Source organism: Alcaligenes sp. CHO6 (genome assembly GCF_037120595.1).
Lineage (GTDB): Bacteria > Pseudomonadota > Gammaproteobacteria > Burkholderiales > Burkholderiaceae_B > Alcaligenes > Alcaligenes ammonioxydans.
Genome location: NZ_JBANCI010000002.1, coordinates 555761 through 574339 on the forward strand (window position 1 = coordinate 555761; position 18579 = coordinate 574339).

The following is an 18579-nucleotide window of genomic DNA, read 5'->3' on the forward strand; positions in this document are numbered from 1 at the left end:
CCGCGTTCTGCCTCGCGCCTGAGCCAGAGCCCAATTGCTCAGGGCACCGTCACTCTATTCAGAAACGGCTCCAGACGACTCGCGCGGCACGCTCACTAAAACCACACCTCGCACAACAGTGGCAGCCCGACACCTGAGGCAAGAGTCGTGTCCGGGCACAACGGAAGCATAAAAAAGCAGGCCCCCGAGAGGGGCCTGCCATTTCTACCACCGGCACAACTCGCTTAGACGTTGAACAGGAAATTCAGCACATCACCGTCTTTCACGACATATTCCTTGCCTTCCGCACGCATTTTGCCAGCTTCTTTGGCACCTTGTTCGCCCTTGCAAGCCACGAAGTCGTCAAAGGCGATGGTCTGGGCACGGATGAAGCCGCGCTCGAAATCGGTGTGAATCACGCCAGCGGCTTGAGGGGCGGTGTCGCCCACGCGGATGGTCCAGGCACGCACTTCTTTGACACCTGCGGTGAAGTAGGTTTGCAGGCCCAGCAAGCTGTAGGCGGCGCGAATCACACGGTTCAGACCAGGTTCTTCCATGCCCAGATCGGACAGGAATTCGATCTTGTCGGCGTCGTCCAGCTCAGCGATTTCGGCTTCCACGGCAGCGCATACGGCAACCACAGGAGCGCCATCAGCGGCAGCGTAGTTCTGCACGGCTTCCAGGTGTGGGTTGTTGGTAAAGCCGTCTTCTTTCACGTTGGCCACGTACATGGTGGGCTTGGCGGTGATGAAGCCGTAGGATTTGATCTGGTGCAGTTCGTCTTCGTCCAGCTTCAGCGAGCGCACGGACTTGCCTTCGCCCAGCGCTTTTTCGATACGCTCCAGCAAGGCAACCAGCTTGGCAGCGTCTTTATCGCCCGAACGAGCCAGTTTCTGATTGCGGTGAAGGGCTTTCTCGACCACGCCCAGATCAGCCAGCGCCAATTCAGTATTGATGATTTCAATGTCTGCCAAGGGGTCCACCTTGCCGGCAACGTGAATCACGTTCTCATCGGCAAAACAGCGCACCACATGCACGGTTGCGTCGGTTTCACGGATATTGGCCAGGAACTGGTTACCCAGACCTTCACCCTTGGAGGCGCCCGCCACCAGACCGGCAATGTCTACGAATTCCACCACGGCAGGCAAAATGCGCTCGGGATTCACGATCTTAGCCAGATCTTGCAAACGCTGGTCAGGAACTTCGACCACACCGACGTTCGGTTCGATAGTGCAGAAGGGGTAGTTTTCAGCCGCAATGCCGGCTTTGGTCAGAGCGTTAAACAGAGTGGATTTACCAACGTTGGGCAAGCCAACGATGCCGCATTGCAGTGCCATGAGTATCCTGAAAATCAAAGAGTTATATAAACGATGCGCTATTGTAGCGCCCTTGGGCGCTACAGCGCCTGCAGACGGATCAGAACAGTCGTGCCGGGGACACAGGAGAGCGCCTTGAACGGCAGGTATTCTTAAACCGGAATACCGTCAAACAACTTGAGCAGTCCGATAATCAGCAAGACCGGGCCACCGTTAAAGATGGCATGCAGCACAATCGAGGCGCCCATGCCTCGACGCACACGCAGCCAGGCCAACACCAGTCCGGTCATACATTGGGGCAGGACCAGCAAGGGCAGCAAATACCAGCTCATGCTGTTGAGCTGGAAGTTATACAAATGCAATGCGCCAAAGGCCAGCGTTGCACCATAAAACACCCAGGGAAAGCAACGCCAATAGCGTCGCATGGATGAAAAACGCCATGCCCTCCCCTGCACTGCTCCCACCAACCTGCGCCACCATCCGCTATCTGCGGGCAAGGCTTCACGGGGCATGCCGGTATAACGACTGATCCAGACGGCCAGACACAAAACCAGCAGTGCTTGTATCAACCACCCACTTGGTCCCTGAAACATCAGAAACACGGCCAAGGGGACCACTGTCAGCCATTGGGACGGACGTCTGAGCACAAAGCGGAAAACCAGCTCTTCCACAATGGGCGCCCAGATGATGGCTTGCGCCCAAGGAATGCGGGTCGGGTCCAGACGATGCTGTGCACCACCTAGACCCGCCACCGAGACCGCGATTGGGCCCAGTACCAATGCATTAATCAGCCACAGCATGCCCGCCCATTGCAGCAGACGCTTCCAGGGCAAGGGAGCAAACCAGTCCAGATACCAGCCATCACCCGGTACCCTGCCAGGCAAGCGTCGGGCGCTGCGGGGATGGCGCAAAAAGTAAAAGAAGTCTTTGAGCTCATCCCTAAAACGCAGCGGGCTACTAGGCACTGACTTCATGCATCAGGCCTTCTGCGGAGCATAAAGCTGGCGGGTGGCCTGCTCAAAGTCGCCACGCAGCAAGGCAGGCATCATAAGCCGGCACCGGTTCATGCCATCTTCAATCTCGCGCAACTCTTCTTGACGGGGCGCATGCAGTACGAAATTCACCACTTGCTGGGCCAGGCCCAGGGTGCGAGGGTGACCAATCCCCAGGCGCAAGCGCCAGAAATCCGGCGTGCCAAAGGCGGACTGAATATCGCGCAGGCCATTATGCCCCGCGTGCCCGCCTCCTTTTTTCATCTTCACCTGTCCGGGCAGCAAATCGAGCTCGTCATGCAGGACCAGCACCTGCTCGGGCTTGAGCTTGTAAAAACGCATCAAGGCCCCGGCGGCTTGCCCAGACTTGTTCATGAAGGTGATGGGTTTGGCGATGATGACGTTCTCACCTTCAAAGCGCGCTTTGGCGACCCAGGAAAAAAATGACTTTTCCAGATTGAAGCTCGCATGCAGATCATCGGCCAACTGGTCTGCCAACCAAAAGCCCGCATTATGACGGGTGGCTTCATACTCGGGGCCGGGATTACCCAGGCCAACAATCAAACGGATAGGCTCAGACATGAATGTTTTCGCAGGAGGCATACACCAGCAATGGCGCAGGCAGAAATAACAAACCCCCGCCAGCATACGCTGACAGGGGTTGATTCGCCAAGCTGCAAGCCGGCCAAAGCCGACAGGCAATCTTGATTACTCGGCGCCTTCTTCGGTTTCTTCCGAAGCAGCAGCACCACCCACTGGCAAGGCAGCAGCCAGCAGAGGGTTGGTGTCGTTGCCAGCGTAAGTCACGCCCAGTGGCAGCTTGATGCTGTCCAGGTGCAGGTTGGCGTTAGCCGTCATACCGCTCAGATCCACCGTGATGGACGCAGGCAGGTTACCGGGCAAGCAGGTGATTTCCAGCTCGGTCAGGATGTGGCTGATGACCTGGCCGCTCAGCTTGACAGCTGGGGACACTTCACCACCTTCAAAGTTCAGAGGAACTTTGGTGGTGATGGCTTGCGAAGCCAGAACGCGTTGGAAGTCAACGTGCAGAACCTGCTGCTTGTAGGGGTGCCACTGAACCGAGCGCAACAGCACTTTTTCAGCTTTACCGTCCAGTTCCATCGTCAGGATGGATGCGTGGAACGCTTCTTTGCGCAGGTTGTGGTAGATCTCGTTATGGTCCAGCGAGATTACGACGGGCTGTTCTTCGCCACCGTAAACAATTGCAGGAACTCGACCAGCGTGACGCAGGCGGCGGCTCGCACTCGTACCCTGTACATCACGCGACGTAGCGGTGAATTTCATTTAAAACTCCAATGGCAGAACGCTTGAGGCGTACTGCTGAAAAGTGGTAGCGGACTACCTAGTTGACGTGTGCCGCGACCAGCACACGTTAAAAAACTTAATCGCTGAACAAGGAGCTGACCGACTCGGCGTTCGAGATACGCAAGATGGTCTCGCCCAGCAGTGCTGCACAGGACAGCTGACGAATCTTGCTGCACTCGCGGGCCTTGGCGGACAACGGAATGGTGTCCGTCACAACCAGCTCGTTCAATTGGGACTGCGTAATGCGTTCGATGGCTTCGCCCGAGAGCACAGGGTGCGTACAGTAAGCGTAAACCGCCTTGGCACCGCGCTCTTTCAGGGCTTCGGCCGCTTTGCACAGCGTACCGGCCGTATCCACCATGTCATCCATCAGGATGCAGGTGCGTCCGTTGACATCACCAATGATGTTCATGACTTCGGATACGTTGGCACGCGGGCGACGTTTGTCGATAATGGCCAGATCCACTTCCAGTTGCTTGGCCAGTGCACGTGCGCGCACCACGCCGCCGATGTCAGGCGAGACAACCACCATGTCCTGGTAATTACAGCGCCAGATATCGCCCAGCAAAATGGGGGAAGCGTAGATATTGTCGACCGGGATGTCGAAGAAACCCTGGATTTGGTCTGCGTGCAGATCCATCATCATGACGCGATCAACACCGACCACTTGCAACATATTGGCCACGACTTTGGCCGAGATCGACACACGCGCCGAACGGGGGCGTCGATCCTGGCGGGCGTAACCAAAGTAAGGGATGGCAGCGGTGATGCGACCGGCCGACGCGCGGCGCAAGGCATCGACCATCACCATGATTTCCATCAGATTGTCGTTAGTGGGAGCGCAGGTGGGCTGCAGAACAAAAACATCGCGACCGCGCACGTTCTCGTTGATTTCAACCATGGCTTCCCCGTCAGAGAAGCGACCCACCGTCATTTTCCCCAGCGACATATCAAGGTGGTTGACGACATCGACAGCAAGGCGAGGATTAGCCGTGCCGGTGAAGATCATGAATCGGTCTTGTGCCATGATGGGAGATAGATTTTGATGCAGGAAAAGCAAAGCTGTTGATCGAAACCCCTACAAGGAAACGACTCAACAGCTTTACATTATCGCAGGCCAGGCCTGAAAGGTGGCTGGGGAAGAAGGATTCGAACCTTCGCATGCCGGAATCAAAATCCGGTGCCTTAACCAGCTTGGCGATTCCCCAAATACTTACTTAATCCAGTAGCGTAGCGGATGATCTTGCAAACCAGAACAAACCCATGTTTGATCGACCAGCAATTTACCACTATTTGATTCTTCGCTACCAGAAAAATCTATTTTACTGCTATTTCGGTCAATTTCAAACTGACCTTTCATGGCGCTTTGTTTGTCTCTGCACTCAACAAACAAACAAGAACCTGAGCCCGTCATTCTAGCATTTAATTTTAAACTTTGCAAACCCTGCTTTAACAGCAACAAATCAGGATAAAGATTAAATGCAACCGACTCTAGATTGTTTCTGCCAAAATAAGGATTATTATCCTTGGCTTGCCAGAATTTTTCTTGCCAATCAGTAAAGAACGTTATTGTGATCGGTTTCTCATCGCGTGTCAAGCATTCGGCGCTAAATATTTTTCCTGTGGATATAAATTGCGGTGGCCGAATGATGATGTAGTCCCGGGGCGGCATCTGAATGGCCTGCAATTGTTCCCCTACCCCTTCCGCAAATGCAGCCTGTCCGAATACAAAAACCGGCACATCGGCGCCCAGAGGCAAGCCAATATCCATCAAGGCCTGACGGCTCAGGCCCAGGTTCCACAAACGGTTCAAGGCAATCAGGGTCGTGGCCGCATCGCTGGAGCCACCGCCCATCCCCGCTCCCGACGGAATGTTCTTGACACAAGAAATATCCACGCCTTGCCGGGTGCCCGTCGCTTGTTGCAGGGCACGAGCGGCTTTGATCACCAGATCCTGTTCAGGCTCCACATCGCTCAAGGTACTGTGTACCCGGCAGATTTGTCCGTCACTACGTGGAACGAAGCTCAGGTAGTCATTCAGATCCACAAAGCGGAAGGCGGTTTGCAGAAAATGGTAGCCGTCTTCACGACGACCCGTGACGTGTAAAAACAGATTGATCTTGGCCGGAGCCGGGACGTTGTAGAGCGCCATGACACAAACCTGCTCGCGCTTTACTGGTCCACAACCAAACGCACGCTGATGGAGCGATTGGCTTCATGACGGTTCAACTGGAGCAAGCGCGGGCCTTGTTCGTCGTAACGCGACAGCGTCACACGCCAGCCGGACTGCTCGAAACTGCTCAGTTTTTGCTGATCGTCCCTGCGTTCACTTTGAACGGGGGCACTGCCCGTGCGGCCATGCAGCCAGTCCCGCAAGCCGGCCACGGGCACGGGGCTGCCCAGAACCTGTTCCACCAACGCATCCGGATGAGTGGCGAGCTCCTGGCTTCCGTCGGTACGCTCCAAAATGGCCTGCCCCGGCAGTACCCAGACACGCGCCAAGGTATTACCCAATGGATTGCTCAAATCCAGCATCAGCTTGCGCCCATCATCACGCCAGGAAAAACCACCCTGCACGGCTTCGACCTGCGAGCTGGAGTGCGTCACGCTTACGGCAAAGCGACCTGAACGTGACAACGCGCTGGAGGCCTGATCAGCCTCGGCGCCACTGCCGTCCTTGGGCTGGGGGGGGGTGGCACAGGCACTGAGCACGGCAAGCAGCGTCAGGGCCGCAGCCCGATACCATAAGCGCTGTTTCAACATCTTCACGGCAGCGGCACTCCCAGTCGCTTGAGGGTTTCAGTCAAAGTGCGATTGTCTGGATCTTTACTCAAGCCCGCCCGAAAGACCAGCATGGCATCTTCGCGACGGCCTTTGACCCAGAGCACTTCTCCCAGATGGGCAGCCACATCCGCCTCGGGCAAACGCTCGTAGGAACGTTGCAGATACTCCAGCGCGGCCTGCAAATCACCGATGCGAAACAGATACCAGCCAACGCTATCCAGAATATAGGGGTTGTCCGGCTCCAGTTCCATGGCGCGCTCAAGCAAATCCTGGGCCTCGTCCATACGGCGATTTTGATCCGCATAGGTATAGCCCAAGGCGTTATACGCATTCGCGTGGTCAGGGCGCAACTCGATAACGCGGCGCATCAGAGCCTCGAACTGATCATGCTTGGCCCGCTGCTCGTACAGCATGGCCAGGTTGTATTTGATTTCAGGGCTGTCGGGCAGCTCACGGTCAGCGCGCTCCAACACTTCCAGAGCCTGATCCGTACGACCGCTGTCCTGATAAATGGAGGAATAGGTCAGGGCCACCACCACCTGCTCACTCATATCTCGCGGGCGGGAGCTTTCCAAAGTACGGCGTGCCAGGGGCAAGTTGCCCTGACGGGCCTGCAGAACCGCCTTGTGAATCTGCGCCTGAAAACGCAGCGCAGGCTCCTCGATCAAATCCAGCTGACGAATAGCCTCGTTCAGATCACCCTGCGCCTCGGCAATCTGCACCAGGGACAAGCGAGCTTCGGAGATGCTGGCCAAAGCCGTATTGACGGCGTCATTCAAGGACTGGCGGCGCTGCTGCTGAACCGTAATATATTGTTCCAGCAACTGGCGGGCCTGCGCATACTCCTTGGCGCGGATGTGAATTTCGGCCTGGGTATAGAGCAGGTCAAAGTCTTCCGGGTTAGCGCGCTGCAAGGCGCTGACAATGGCCTGGGCCTCGTCAAACTGTTGACGCTCGACCAAACGATTGGCCAACAATAACTGCAGCTTGCGGCTGTCCGGATTGTCGCGTACGAAGGCACGTGCGCTTTGCAAGGCAGCCGAAGGATCAATCTTGATGCCATATTCCAGCACTCGCTGCGCGGCTGCTTCAGAATGCGGGTCCAGTTTCAGGGCTTCCCGTGCCTCGCGCTCCGCGCGTGCTGCGTCACCGGCACTCCAGGCGGTATCGGCCAGAGCAAGACGGGCGATAGGCAAAGAACGCACCGGCTGCTGCAAGGCCTTGTCCAGCACCTCCAGCGCCAGTCGGCGATCCACCATTTTGCTGACCATGCTCATGGCCTGTACCACGGCCTGCTCTTTATCTTCAGCCCGTGAAATGCGCAGCCACAAGGCATCTGCCAGGCCTTCGGTCTGACCGCTGGACGCTTCCAGCGCCAGGGCAGTGGCCTTGGCTTCCGCATCGTTGGGGGCTAACAGGGCCCACTCTTTGGCAGCCCGCAATGCGCGGCCCAGATCACGGTCGGCCATTGCATATTGAAACGCGCTCTGAGCCAGCCGAGGATCACTGGTGTCACGAGCCAAGGATAGAAAAGTCTGGCTGGCAACATCGTACTCGCCTCGGGAAGCCGCAACCTCGGCCACCAAAATGCGATAGAGGATGTCCGAGGTCAAGCCTACCAACGGCAGTTGTCCGCTGCGCAAGCGGATGGTGTCGACAGGCGGCTCCGCCTTGAGTATGGGAAGTGAGGTTTGTGCTTGCGCCGAAACCGCTGCAAGCAACGACATCAGGCCCAGCTTTAGTGCTAAGGTCAGAGCATTCATCCAGAAAAACCCGTGCCCTGATACGCGCGATAAAACGCCCGATGGCACAATAAAGGAATCAGATTTGTTGATGGTATCACCCCCCCATGCCTGAACTGCCAGAAGTTGAAACAACTCGTCGCGGAATTGCGACGGTTATCCAAGGAAAAAACGTCCGACAATTCCTGGTTCACGAACCACGTCTGCGCTGGCCCGTGCCCGCCTCCTTGCCCCAATGCCTGGTAGACCAGACCGTTCTTGACTGCACGCGTCGAGGCAAGTACTTGTTGTTGCATTTTGAAAAAGGCGTGCAGATCATCCATCTGGGCATGTCGGGCTCCCTGCGGCGCGTGGCGCTGGAGGAAGAACGCCGCAAACATGATCATGCGGAATGGATTTTTGACGAGGCCCGCTTCCTGCTGCATGACCCACGACGATTTGGTGCGATATTATGGCATGCCCACCAGGACGGCCCGCTGGAAAACCATCCTTTGCTACGTACTTTAGGCATTGAGCCTTTTGACCCCTTGTTTACGCCGGCCTATCTGTTCCGGCATTTGCAGGGACGACGCATGGCCATCAAACAGGCTCTGCTCGGCGGCAAGATTGTCGTGGGCGTGGGCAATATCTATGCCTCCGAATCTCTTTTTCTGGCGGGCATTCATCCCGAACTGCCTGCCGGTGAAGTTTCTCTGCATCGCTGCGAGAAACTGCACGCGGCTATCCTGAGCACCCTGCAGGCCGCCCTGGACTCAGGGGGCAGCACCTTGCGCGACTACGTGAACGCCAGTGGCGAGCCAGGTGCCTACTTTGCCATTCACGCCAATGTGTACGAACGGGTGGACAAAGCCTGCCCGCGTTGCCAACAGCCCATCAAACGTATCGTTCAGGGTCAGCGCGCCACCTACTACTGCTCGCGCTGCCAACGCCGCTAAGCCCGCTCTCTTCCCTTCTGTCTGCCTGTCATGCCGGTTCCGGCAGGCAGGCGCACGCGCGTTTTAACAGCAGGCCTATACCCTATTCAGGTATTCACCTATATCTAACTGATTCGCCATAAACTAATCTGACATCATCCCTATCGACTGTGGAGTCATTTTCATGAGCAAGTCCTTCGCCTCGCACAACGACCTGGAAGACAAAGTCGTTGCCTTTGAAAAACTGTCCGACCATGCCTACGCCTACACGGCTGAAGGTGATCCCAACACAGGCATCATCATTGGTGATGAGGCCATTATGGTGATCGACACTCAAGCCACGCCGGTAATGGCACAGGATGTCATTCGCCGCATCCGCGAAGTCAGCGACAAACCCATCAAGTATGTGCTGCTGTCGCACTACCACGCCGTGCGCGTACTGGGCGCATCGGCTTACCAGGCTCAGGAGATCCTGGCCAGCCGTGACACTTACGACCTGATCGTGGAACGTGGCGAGCAGGACAAGGCCAGCGAAATTGGCCGTTTTCCTCGCTTGTTTCGCAACGCCGAATCCATCCCTCCCGGCCTGACCTGGCCCACCATGACGTTTGAAGGACACATGACGGTGGACCTGGGCAATCTGGAGGTCCATCTGATGCAAGTAGGCCGCGGCCATACCAAAGGCGACACCATCGCCTGGCTGCCCAAGGAAAAAATCCTGTTTGCCGGTGATCTGGTCGAGTATCAGTCCACTCCCTACGCAGGCGATTGCTACTTTCGCGAATGGCCACGCACATTAGATCGTCTGGACGAATTCAAGGCAGAGAAAATGGTTCCTGGCCGTGGCCCTGCGCTGAAGAACGCTACGGAGGTGCGTCAGGCCCTGGCAGGCACCCGTGCCTTTCTGACCGACTTGTATTCCAGCGTGCAGCAAGGCGCTGCGGCGGGCAAAGATCTGAAAACCATCTACCGCGAAACCTACGATTTCATGAAGCCGCGCTATGCGGACTGGGTCATTTTCGATCACTGCATGCCCTTTGATGTGTCCCGTGCCTACGACGAGGTCAACGGTCACGAAGACCCACGTATCTGGACCGCCGAGCGCGATCTGGAAATGTGGAAGCAGCTCGAAGGTCAATAAGACGCCAGGCCAGGGAGAGAGAAGATGGGAGACATTAATTACCAGACCCTGGAGCTGACACAAGCCCCCCCGCCGGCCGCCCATCACCGCCACCCTGTCGTGGTGGTGGGGGCCGGCCCGGTGGGGCTGACCATGGCTCTGGACCTGGCGGCCAAAGGCCACCAGGTCGTGATTCTGGACGACGACACGACGCTGTCCAAAGGATCACGGGCCATCTGCTTTGCCAAGCGCACCCTGGACATCTGGGACCGCCTGGGCGTGGGCGCTCGCATGATGGACAAAGGCGTGTCCTGGAATGTGGGCAAAGTTTTTTTCCGCAACCAGGAGGTCTGGAGTTTCAATTTGCTGCCGGAAGAAGGCCACCAGCGTCCCGCCTTCATCAACTTGCAGCAGTACTACTGCGAAGGCTATCTCTACGAAGCGGTCTGCGCCCAGCCCCTGATTGAGCTGCGCTCCGGCCATAAAGTGCTGAACGTGGTGAATCAGGCAAACGGCGTGCATCTGGATATAGAAACCCGGCAAGGCCATTACACTCTGGAAGCAGAATGGCTGCTGGCCTGCGATGGTTCACGCTCGGCCATTCGCCGCGCCTTGGGGGAAAGCAGCAGCGGACGCGTGTTCAAGGACCGTTTTTTGATTGCGGACGTGCGCATGCAGGCGGACTTTCCCGCTGAACGATGGTTCTGGTTTGACCCGCCTTTTCATCCCAACCAGTCTGTTTTGCTGCACAGCCAACCGGACAATGTCTGGCGCATCGACTTCCAGCTAGGCTGGGATGCGGACCCCGTGGAAGCCGTCAAGCCCGAGAACGTGCTGCCCCGCATTCGCGCCCTGCTCGGTGCCGACGCCCCCTTTGAACTGGAGTGGGTCAGCATTTACACCTTTGCCTGCGAGCGCATGGAGCGCTTTCGTCATGGCCGCATCCTGTTTGCCGGAGACTCGGCCCACCGTGTCTCGCCCTTTGGCGCACGCGGCGCCAATAGCGGTATCCAGGACGCCGACAACCTGGCCTGGAAGCTGAATCTGGTTCTGAATGCCCAGGCCCCCGACAGCCTGCTGGACAGCTACCGTCATGAACGTGAGCTGGCCGCGGACGAGAACATTCGTCACTCCAGCCGTTCAACAGATTTCATTACCCCTAAAAGCGAAGTCAGCCGCCTGTTCCGTGATGCAGCCTTGATTCTGGCGCGTCGCCACGCCTTTGCCCGTGTGCTGGTCAATAGCGGTCGCCTGTCCTTGCCCAGCGCTTATCCGGACAGCCCGTTGAATACGGCTGACACACACGAATTTGCCGCCTGCGCCACGCCATTGGGCGCCTGCGTCCCCGATGCGCCTATCGAGCAAAACGGTCAGGCAGGCTGGTGGCTGGGTCAATTGGGTAGAGGCTTTACCTTGCTGGAATTTGGCGAAGGCCAGACCAGCCAGCCTGAAGCGCTAGAAGAATTGGTCGCCCAAGGTCTCATGACCCGCCGGCGCGTCTGGCCGGCAGGCACGCCAGTTGTCCAGGCCCAAGGTGACATCATCGACAGCCAGGATATGCTGCGTCAGCGTTATGACGCTCAGCCCGGCTCCTGCTATCTGATCCGTCCCGATCAACACCTGTGCGCCCGCTGGCGTCATCTGGATGGGCAGGCTGTGCGTATTGCCCTGCAAAAAGCCTGTGGCCATTTCCTGGAGAGTGCTTCATGTCTACACTGAATACCCATACCCCCTTGGAACGGGCTGACGACTTCTACCAGATGTTGATCGATGCCCACCAGGGCCTGAGCACGGCCCAAAGCCATGCCATGAATGCCGCCCTGGTACTGTTGCTGTGCAATCATATCGGCTCGCTGGACGTGATCAAGCAAGCCCTGGATGCCGCCCGCCAGACCTGCCTGGAGCAGGCCGCCTGAATCTGGAGATCCCAATGAGCGCTTTGAAGTATCAGATTGGTTTTGGTAATGCCTTTGCCACCGAGGCCCTGCCCGGTGCGCTTCCCCTTGGGCGCAACTCGCCCCAACGCTGCCCCTACGGCTTGTACGCTGAGCAACTGTCCGGTACCGCCTTTACGGCGCCGCGCGCCGATAACCGCCGCTCCTGGCTGTATCGCATTCGCCCCAGCGCCAAACAGGGAGCCTTTGCCGCTTTTGAGGGAGCCCCCTACTGGAATGAGGACTTCGGACACGGGCCGGCCAACCCCAACCGCTTGCGCTGGAATCCGCTGAACCTGCCCGATACACCCACTGATTTTCTGGGCGGCGTTCACACCTGGGCAGGCAATGGCAGCAGCGACTCGCAAAGCGGCATTGCCATCCATTTGTATGCCATCAACCAGTCCATGGGACGCCGGGTGTTTTACAACGCCGATGCCGAGATGCTGTTCGTGCCCGAGCAAGGGCGTCTGCGTCTGCTCAGCGAACTGGGCATCCTGGAAATCGAACCCTGCGAAATTGCCGTCATGCCTCGTGGCGTGCGCTTCAAGGTAGAGCTGCTGGACGATACCGCCCGGGGCTATCTGCTGGAGAATTTCGGCGCGCCGCTGCGCTTGCCCGAACTGGGTCCGATCGGCTCCAACGGTCTGGCCAATGCACGCGATTTCAAGACACCGGTCGCCTGGTACGAGGATGTCAGCGAGCCACATGAACTGATCGCCAAATTTACCGGCGGCTTTTGGGTCGCCGCATTAAGCCATTCGCCACTGGATGTGGTGGCCTGGCATGGCACGCATGCGCCTTACAAATACGATTTGCGGGATTTCAATGTCATCGGCTCGATCAGCTACGATCATCCCGACCCGTGTATTTTCACTGTGCTGACCTCCCCTTCGGACACGCCGGGCACGGCAAACCTGGACTTCGCCATTTTCCCGCCCCGCATTCTTGCCATGGAAAATACCTTCCGCCCACCCTGGTTCCACCGTAATTTCGCCAGCGAGTTCATGGGTCTGATCCAGGGTGTGTACGATGCCAAGGCCGATGGCTTTGCGCCGGGCGGTGCCAGCCTGCACAATTGCATGAGCCCGCACGGCCCCGATGCCAGCACCTTTGACAAGGCCAGCCGCGCAGATCTGAGCAAGGCGGACTATCTGCGCGGTACCATGGCCTTTATGTTTGAAACCCGCAAAGTGATTCGTCCCTCGCCTCGGGCCTTGCAAAGCAACAGCCTGCAGGCTAACTACGATGCCGTCTGGGACGGTCTGGAAAAACATTTCTCTACGGAACAAAAGGCATGACCCACGTTTATCTGAATGACACTCACGATCCCACGCTGCAAAGCTGGGTGCCCGGCGCCAACGAGGCCGACAACGGCTTTCCTATCCAGAACCTGCCCTTTGCCGTAGCGCGCCGCCGTGACAGTCAGGAAGACTTCCGTGTCATGGTGGCGATCGGCCCCTACGCCCTGGATCTGGGCCTGCTGGCCTGCGATACCCCCTGGCACGGCAAAGCCGCCGACGCCCTGGCAGCCTGCGTCAAACCGGCTCTCAATGATCTGATGGCCTTGGGTCAGGAATATTGGAGCGCACTGCGTGCCGCCTTGTCGCAGGACTTGCGCCAGGGCTCCTCGGCCGAATCGCGCCTGCGCCCCATGCTGATCGAACGCAGCAAGCTGGAATACGCCCTGCCCGCCCAGATTGGCGACTACACCGACTTCTACATTTCCGTGCACCACGCAACAGCAGTGGGCAAACAGTTCCGCCCCGATGCACCCTTGCTGCCCAACTACAAGTGGGTGCCTATTGGCTACCACGGCCGGGCGTCCAGCATCGGTGTGTCTGGCCAGCAGTTCCCGCGCCCCATCGGCCAGACCCGCCCACCCGAGGGGCAGGAGCAGCCCAACTTTGGTCCTTGTCAGCGCCTGGACTTTGAACTGGAAATGGGCATTCTGATTGGCAAAGGCAACAAAGCGGGTCACCGTATTCCTATCGGTCAGGCAGACGAGCACGTTTTTGGTCTGTGCCTGTTCAATGACTGGTCGGCACGCGACCTGCAAGCCTGGGAATACCAGCCTTTGGGGCCCTTCCTGGCCAAGAACTTTGCCTCGACCATCTCCCCCTGGGTAGTAACACTGGAAGCTCTGGCTCCTTTCCGTCGCCCATTCAGTCGTCCTGAATCCGATCCTCAGCCCCTGCCCTATTTGCAGGACCAGGCCAATCTGGAAAGCGGCGTGCTGGATGTGGAGCTGGAGGTGTACCTGAGCACCGAGCAGTCACGCCAGCAACACAAAGATCCGGCCCTGCTCTCGCGCAGCAACTTCAAGCAAGCCTATTGGACCGTGGCCCAACTCGTTGCCCACCACAGCGTCAACGGTTGCAATCTGCAAACCGGTGATCTGCTGGGCACTGGCACCTTGTCCGGTCCGGGCAAAGGTCAGGAAGGCTCTTTGCTGGAAATGAACCAGGGGGGCAAGAACCCGATTGATCTGCCTTGGGGAGAGCAGCGCAATTTCTTGGAAGATCAGGACGAGGTCATTCTTAAGGGTTTCTGCCGCCAGGATGGCTACCCGACCCTCTCTTTTGGCGAATGTGCCGGACGCGTCTTGCCCGCTATTGTGTAGGCAAGGAGGCTGTCAGGCCCTTTTTGAGCGCCTTTGAGCCAAACACCCCGGTTTCCGTATCAGAAACCGGGGTGTTTTTTATACGCCATTCGAGCCGGCTGGTCGGGCTAACATCAGGCCGTAACAAGCCAACTCTTCGGGCCACTCCAGACAGACAAATGCCTCGGCGGGCAGGCTAGCATGGATCAAACCATCAAGATTCCAACGGTTTGTGTCTGGCCCAGGTCCATAAAAGATAAAACAGAACGCAACCATACAGGCCCAGTACTGCGCCGGAGGCCAGTACCTGACTGAGAAAATGATAACCCTGCATGATGCGTAAAAAGCCAAACAACAGGCCCGCGCCCAGTCCCAGAACAAATCCTCCGGCAGTCAGTTTGCGGCAGCCTACCATGACACCCACAAAAAACAGGGAGAGCAGCACAAAGCCGGATGCAGCATGAGCGCTGGGCAAGGCGTTACCTGCCTGGGCCCAGGAATGGGCCCAGAAATAATCAGGCATTGATTCCGTGCCACCGAACAGGGCCAGATTAAAAGGCCTTGGCATGGCGGTCAGATGCTTCAATACGCCTATTAGCAAGGGGCCGCTGCCCATGTAGAAAGCGGCCCCTGCCCAGGCCAACTGCCGGCAAGAGCCCCTGGGTAAGCGCCAGGCCACAACCGCAGCGATGACTGCCCCGCCAAAGGGCACGAACCACACCAGCTTGCGACCGAACAAATCCACAAACGGCTGCAATCGCCAGGGGAAGTCCCGCATCTGAGGATCGAAGAAAAAGGCGCTTAAGGACAAGTCCGTTGCCGAGCCCATGGTGACCGAGGCCAGAACTCCCAAAACAAGGAAAAAGACCGCACTACCGAGGATATAAGGGCGAAAAAGCATCCGGCCACCACGTCAATCAGTCAGGCAAGACCTTGCCGGGGTTCATAATCCCCAAGGGGTCCAGCGCCAGCTTGATTTGTTTCATCAGACTCAACGCCACCGGGTCTTTATAGCGGGGCAAAAGCTGACGCTTGAGTTGACCTACGCCGTGCTCGGCACTGATGGAGCCCTGAAAACGATGGACGCTATCGTGGACCAGGGTATAGATTTCGTCCTGGCGCTTTAACAGCTCTTCTTCCGTAAAAGCCGTTCCACGTGCCACGTTGTAATGTAAATTGCCATCGCCCAGGTGTCCGAAAGTCACGTTTTCCAAGCCTGGAAAAGCGTCCTGCAAGGCCTGGTCCGTCTCATGCACAAATTGAGCCATCAGGGAGACGGGAATGGAAACATCATGCTTGATGCTTTTCCCATAGGCTTTCTCGGCCAGCGGAATGCTCTCACGCAAATGCCACAGCGCCTTGCTCTGCGCAATGGTCTCCGCAATGACCGCATCCTGTACCAGCTCCTGCTCCAGGGCCTGCCCGATCACGCTTTCAAAGCGCTCGCGCGCATGCTCCAGGCTTTCGCTATCAGACAGCTCCAGCAGGGCATACCAGGCTGCCTGGGCCGCCGGCCCCTGAAACGGCATGCGTTGATCGGGATAGCAATGCAGCACCGCTTGCAGACAATTGCCCGCAATCAACTCAAAACCGGTCAGGGAGGCTGCCAGACCCTGGCGTGCCAAGGCCAGCACGTGTACTGCATCCTCAATGGTGTCCAGCGCCAGCAAGGCGGTGCTGGCAGCAACAGGTTGGGGATAAAGCTTGATGGTGGCTGCCGTGATGATGCCCAGCGTCCCTTCACTGCCAATGAATAGATTACGCAGGTCGTAACCGGTATTGTCTTTGCGCAGGCCGTGCAGACCGTGCAAGATTTCGCCCTGGGCGGTCACCACTTCCAGGCCCAGCGTCAGATCACGCGCGTTGCCGTAACGCAGAACCTGCGTGCCGCCCGCATTGGTGGCCAGATTGCCACCAATGGTGCAACTGCCTTCGGCGGCCAGGCTCAAGGGAAACAGGCGCTGATGGTCGCGGGCGGCCTGCTGCACATTCTGCAAAATGCAGCCCGCCTCCACCACCATGGTGTCGTTCTCGGTATCCACGCTGCGAATTTTGTTCAAACGCTCCAGGGACAATACCAGTGCGGTGGCCGTGTTATCCGGCGTCGCGCCGCCACACAGACCCGTATTGCCGCCCTGCGGAACAATAGGCACACGATGTTCAGCACAGAGGCGCACGACCTGGGCCACTTCCTGCGTCGTTGCTGGTCGGGCAACCGCCACCGCAGTGCCGGTATAGCGTCCTCGCCAATCCTCCAGGTACTGCTGCATGGATTGTCCTGTCAGCACATGTTGCTGACCAATACGCTGTTCAAGTTCGTTTAGAAAAGTCATGACCCAAGCCACTCAAGAAAAACAGTCGGGCGCTCTTGCTGTCGCGCTACAGCTCTTAATGGTAACTCACGAAAGCGGGGGGCATTCACGCTAAACTACATTCTTTACTTATCCACTCAGGACACGACGTGACCCAGCTTCCTGCCCTACCGACTGCTGTTTTCAAGGCCTACGATATTCGAGGCACGGTTCCCGAACAACTGAACCCAGACTTCGCCTATCAATTGGGCCTGGCACTGGCCACCAGTGCCCGTGAACAAGACGTTCAAACCCTGGTCGTGGGCTACGATGGCCGCCATAGCAGCCCTTCTCTGTCCCAGGCCCTGCAAAAAGGCATCCAGGCAGGGGGTGTCAACACGGTGGACCTGGGGATGGTACCCACCCCGGTCGTTTACTTTGCCGCCAATGTCTTGGAAACAGGCTCGGGGGTTGCCATTACCGGCAGCCATAACCCATCCAATTACAACGGGTTCAAGATGATGATGGCCGGCAAGACCCTGCACGGGCAGGACATCCAGGGCCTGATGCAACGCATGCAGGCCGGCGCCCAGCCAGCGCCTCAACCCGGTACAGGCCAGAAGAAAGATATGCTGGACCAGTACGTGCGCACGATCGCCGAGCGCGTCACCCTGGCGCGCCCGATGAAGATCGCCCTGGACTGTGGCAATGGCGTGGGCGGCGTCGTTGCCGCCCGGCTGTTCAAGGCCCTGGGCTGCGAGGTCGACATGCTGTTTGAGGAGGTGGATGGCAGCTTCCCCAACCACCACCCTGACCCGGCCGAGCCGCACAATCTGCAAGACCTGATCGCGCATGTACAAAACACGGATTGTGAAGTGGGCCTGGCCTTTGACGGTGATGCCGACCGCCTGGGCGTAGTGACGCGCTCGGGCCAGATCATCTGGCCAGACCGTCAACTGATTCTGTATGCACGCGATATTTTGCAACGCGAACCTGGCTCCACCATCATTTTTGACGTGAAATGCAGCCGCCATGTCGCTCTGGAAATTGCCATGGCTGGCGGCCAACCCTTGATGTGGCAGACCGGTCATTCCCTGATCAAGGCCAAGCTGGCCGAGACGGGCGCCCCCCTGGCTGGCGAGATGAGCGGCCACGTTTTCTTCAAGGAAGCCTGGTATGGCTTTGACGACGGCCTGTACACCGGTGCACGCCTGCTGGCGATTCTCTCGCGCACAGCCAACCCCACGGCCGAACTGGAAGCCTTGCCCCAGGACTTGTCGACACCCGAACTGAAACTGCCACTGGCCGAGGGTGAGCCCCATGCCCTGATTGCCCGGCTCCAAAAAGAAGGGCGTTTCCCAAGCGCCAATCAGCTCAACACCATTGATGGCGTGCGTGCCGAGTATCCCGATGGCTTCGGTCTGGCTCGCGCCTCCAATACCACGCCCGTGATTGTGCTGCGTTTCGAGGCCCAGTCCCAAGACGCGCTCGATCGGATTCAAGGGGAGTTCCGGGCGGCACTGCTGGCCTTGAAGCCGGATGCGGCATTGCCTTTCTAAAGTCGCGTTGATTCACTAGC

At 57.9% G+C, this 18579-nt stretch carries 17 protein-coding genes and 1 tRNA gene; 7 read left to right on the plus strand and 11 right to left on the minus strand.

Annotated features, from left to right (window positions below; translation table 11 throughout):
- Nucleotides 1-224: 224 nt before the first annotated feature.
- From ychF to V6936_RS10590, 9 genes are all read right to left on the minus strand, one after another.
- Nucleotides 225-1316, minus strand: a complete 1092-nt coding sequence (gene ychF / locus V6936_RS10550; protein WP_003803805.1) for a redox-regulated ATPase YchF — start codon at nt 1314-1316, stop codon at nt 225-227.
- A 131-nt stretch (nt 1317-1447) separates the two neighbouring features.
- Nucleotides 1448-2269: a CPBP family glutamic-type intramembrane protease gene (locus V6936_RS10555; RefSeq protein ID WP_003803808.1), complete on the minus strand. Its 822-nt coding sequence runs from the start codon at nt 2267-2269 to the stop codon at nt 1448-1450.
- Between the two features lie 3 nt (nt 2270-2272).
- The gene (gene pth / locus V6936_RS10560) at nt 2273-2869 is read right to left on the minus strand and encodes an aminoacyl-tRNA hydrolase (RefSeq protein ID WP_003803810.1); all 597 of its coding nucleotides are present in this window, start codon (nt 2867-2869) and stop codon (nt 2273-2275) included.
- A gap of 126 nt (nt 2870-2995) precedes the next feature.
- Nucleotides 2996-3592: a 50S ribosomal protein L25/general stress protein Ctc gene (locus tag V6936_RS10565; protein WP_003803811.1), complete on the minus strand. Its 597-nt coding sequence runs from the start codon at nt 3590-3592 to the stop codon at nt 2996-2998.
- A gap of 97 nt (nt 3593-3689) precedes the next feature.
- A complete protein-coding gene (locus V6936_RS10570; RefSeq protein ID WP_003803813.1) occupies nt 3690-4640 on the minus strand; it encodes a ribose-phosphate pyrophosphokinase in 951 nt (316 codons plus the stop codon).
- Between the two features lie 104 nt (nt 4641-4744).
- Nucleotides 4745-4821, minus strand: a tRNA-Gln gene (locus V6936_RS10575).
- A 5-nt stretch (nt 4822-4826) separates the two neighbouring features.
- The gene (gene ispE / locus V6936_RS10580) at nt 4827-5765 is read right to left on the minus strand and encodes a 4-(cytidine 5'-diphospho)-2-C-methyl-D-erythritol kinase (protein WP_336579834.1); all 939 of its coding nucleotides are present in this window, start codon (nt 5763-5765) and stop codon (nt 4827-4829) included.
- A 20-nt stretch (nt 5766-5785) separates the two neighbouring features.
- Nucleotides 5786-6376, minus strand: a complete 591-nt coding sequence (locus V6936_RS10585; protein ID WP_059318641.1) for an outer membrane lipoprotein LolB — start codon at nt 6374-6376, stop codon at nt 5786-5788.
- A gap of 2 nt (nt 6377-6378) precedes the next feature.
- A complete protein-coding gene (locus tag V6936_RS10590) occupies nt 6379-8124 on the minus strand; it encodes a tetratricopeptide repeat protein (RefSeq protein ID WP_336579835.1) in 1746 nt (581 codons plus the stop codon).
- Nucleotides 8125-8246: 122 nt separating this feature from the next.
- Here V6936_RS10590 and mutM point away from each other — a divergent pair, with 122 nt between their 5' ends.
- From mutM to fahA, 6 genes are all read left to right on the plus strand, one after another.
- The gene (mutM, locus tag V6936_RS10595; protein WP_131071284.1) at nt 8247-9074 is read left to right on the plus strand and encodes a bifunctional DNA-formamidopyrimidine glycosylase/DNA-(apurinic or apyrimidinic site) lyase; all 828 of its coding nucleotides are present in this window, start codon (nt 8247-8249) and stop codon (nt 9072-9074) included.
- A 163-nt stretch (nt 9075-9237) separates the two neighbouring features.
- Nucleotides 9238-10194: an MBL fold metallo-hydrolase gene (locus tag V6936_RS10600; protein WP_003803820.1), complete on the plus strand. Its 957-nt coding sequence runs from the start codon at nt 9238-9240 to the stop codon at nt 10192-10194.
- A 24-nt stretch (nt 10195-10218) separates the two neighbouring features.
- On the plus strand, nt 10219-11892 hold the full coding sequence (locus V6936_RS10605) for an FAD-dependent oxidoreductase (protein ID WP_059318638.1): 1674 nt from the start codon (nt 10219-10221) through the stop codon (nt 11890-11892).
- Nucleotides 11880-12089, plus strand: a complete 210-nt coding sequence (locus tag V6936_RS10610) for a DUF2783 domain-containing protein (RefSeq protein WP_003803823.1) — start codon at nt 11880-11882, stop codon at nt 12087-12089. The genes V6936_RS10605 and V6936_RS10610 overlap by 13 nt, the downstream gene beginning before the upstream one ends.
- 14 nt (nt 12090-12103) lie before the next feature.
- The gene (gene hmgA, locus V6936_RS10615; protein ID WP_003803824.1) at nt 12104-13408 is read left to right on the plus strand and encodes a homogentisate 1,2-dioxygenase; all 1305 of its coding nucleotides are present in this window, start codon (nt 12104-12106) and stop codon (nt 13406-13408) included.
- The gene (gene fahA / locus V6936_RS10620) at nt 13405-14730 is read left to right on the plus strand and encodes a fumarylacetoacetase (protein ID WP_059318636.1); all 1326 of its coding nucleotides are present in this window, start codon (nt 13405-13407) and stop codon (nt 14728-14730) included. Before hmgA ends, fahA begins: the two co-directional genes overlap by 4 nt.
- A gap of 193 nt (nt 14731-14923) precedes the next feature.
- Here the strand turns inward: fahA and V6936_RS10625 are convergent, their stop codons facing one another.
- Nucleotides 14924-15610 carry a phosphatase PAP2 family protein gene (locus V6936_RS10625; protein ID WP_003803841.1) on the minus strand — a complete coding sequence of 229 codons (687 nt, stop codon included), beginning with the start codon at nt 15608-15610 and terminating at the stop codon, nt 14924-14926.
- 16 nt (nt 15611-15626) lie between these two features.
- Nucleotides 15627-17042: an FAD-binding oxidoreductase gene (locus V6936_RS10630; RefSeq protein WP_336579836.1), complete on the minus strand. Its 1416-nt coding sequence runs from the start codon at nt 17040-17042 to the stop codon at nt 15627-15629.
- A gap of 128 nt (nt 17043-17170) precedes the next feature.
- Between V6936_RS10630 and V6936_RS10635 the strand changes: the two genes are divergently transcribed.
- Nucleotides 17171-18559, plus strand: coding sequence for a phosphomannomutase/phosphoglucomutase (locus V6936_RS10635; protein WP_336579837.1), 1389 nt, complete (start codon nt 17171-17173; stop codon nt 18557-18559).
- Nucleotides 18560-18579: the final 20 nt, after the last annotated feature.

Bases quoted from the DNA above. Each gene is read 5' to 3' on its own strand.
- V6936_RS10625 (WP_003803841.1), bottom strand. From the start codon at position 15,610: ATGCTTTTTCGCCCTTATATCCTCGGTAGTGCGGTCTTTTTCCTTGTT.
- V6936_RS10600 (WP_003803820.1), top strand. From the start codon at position 9,238: ATGAGCAAGTCCTTCGCCTCGCACAACGACCTGGAAGACAAAGTCGTT.
- V6936_RS10555 (WP_003803808.1), bottom strand. From the start codon at position 2,269: ATGAAGTCAGTGCCTAGTAGCCCGCTGCGTTTTAGGGATGAGCTCAAA.
- V6936_RS10585 (WP_059318641.1), bottom strand. From the start codon at position 6,376: ATGTTGAAACAGCGCTTATGGTATCGGGCTGCGGCCCTGACGCTGCTT.
- ychF (WP_003803805.1), bottom strand. From the start codon at position 1,316: ATGGCACTGCAATGCGGCATCGTTGGCTTGCCCAACGTTGGTAAATCC.
- fahA (WP_059318636.1), top strand. From the start codon at position 13,405: ATGACCCACGTTTATCTGAATGACACTCACGATCCCACGCTGCAAAGC.
- ispE (WP_336579834.1), bottom strand. From the start codon at position 5,765: ATGGCGCTCTACAACGTCCCGGCTCCGGCCAAGATCAATCTGTTTTTA.
- V6936_RS10630 (WP_336579836.1), bottom strand. From the start codon at position 17,042: ATGACTTTTCTAAACGAACTTGAACAGCGTATTGGTCAGCAACATGTG.
- hmgA (WP_003803824.1), top strand. From the start codon at position 12,104: ATGAGCGCTTTGAAGTATCAGATTGGTTTTGGTAATGCCTTTGCCACC.
- V6936_RS10565 (WP_003803811.1), bottom strand. From the start codon at position 3,592: ATGAAATTCACCGCTACGTCGCGTGATGTACAGGGTACGAGTGCGAGC.
- V6936_RS10605 (WP_059318638.1), top strand. From the start codon at position 10,219: ATGGGAGACATTAATTACCAGACCCTGGAGCTGACACAAGCCCCCCCG.
- V6936_RS10610 (WP_003803823.1), top strand. From the start codon at position 11,880: ATGTCTACACTGAATACCCATACCCCCTTGGAACGGGCTGACGACTTC.
- pth (WP_003803810.1), bottom strand. From the start codon at position 2,869: ATGTCTGAGCCTATCCGTTTGATTGTTGGCCTGGGTAATCCCGGCCCC.
- V6936_RS10590 (WP_336579835.1), bottom strand. From the start codon at position 8,124: ATGTCGTTGCTTGCAGCGGTTTCGGCGCAAGCACAAACCTCACTTCCC.
- V6936_RS10570 (WP_003803813.1), bottom strand. From the start codon at position 4,640: ATGGCACAAGACCGATTCATGATCTTCACCGGCACGGCTAATCCTCGC.
- mutM (WP_131071284.1), top strand. From the start codon at position 8,247: ATGCCTGAACTGCCAGAAGTTGAAACAACTCGTCGCGGAATTGCGACG.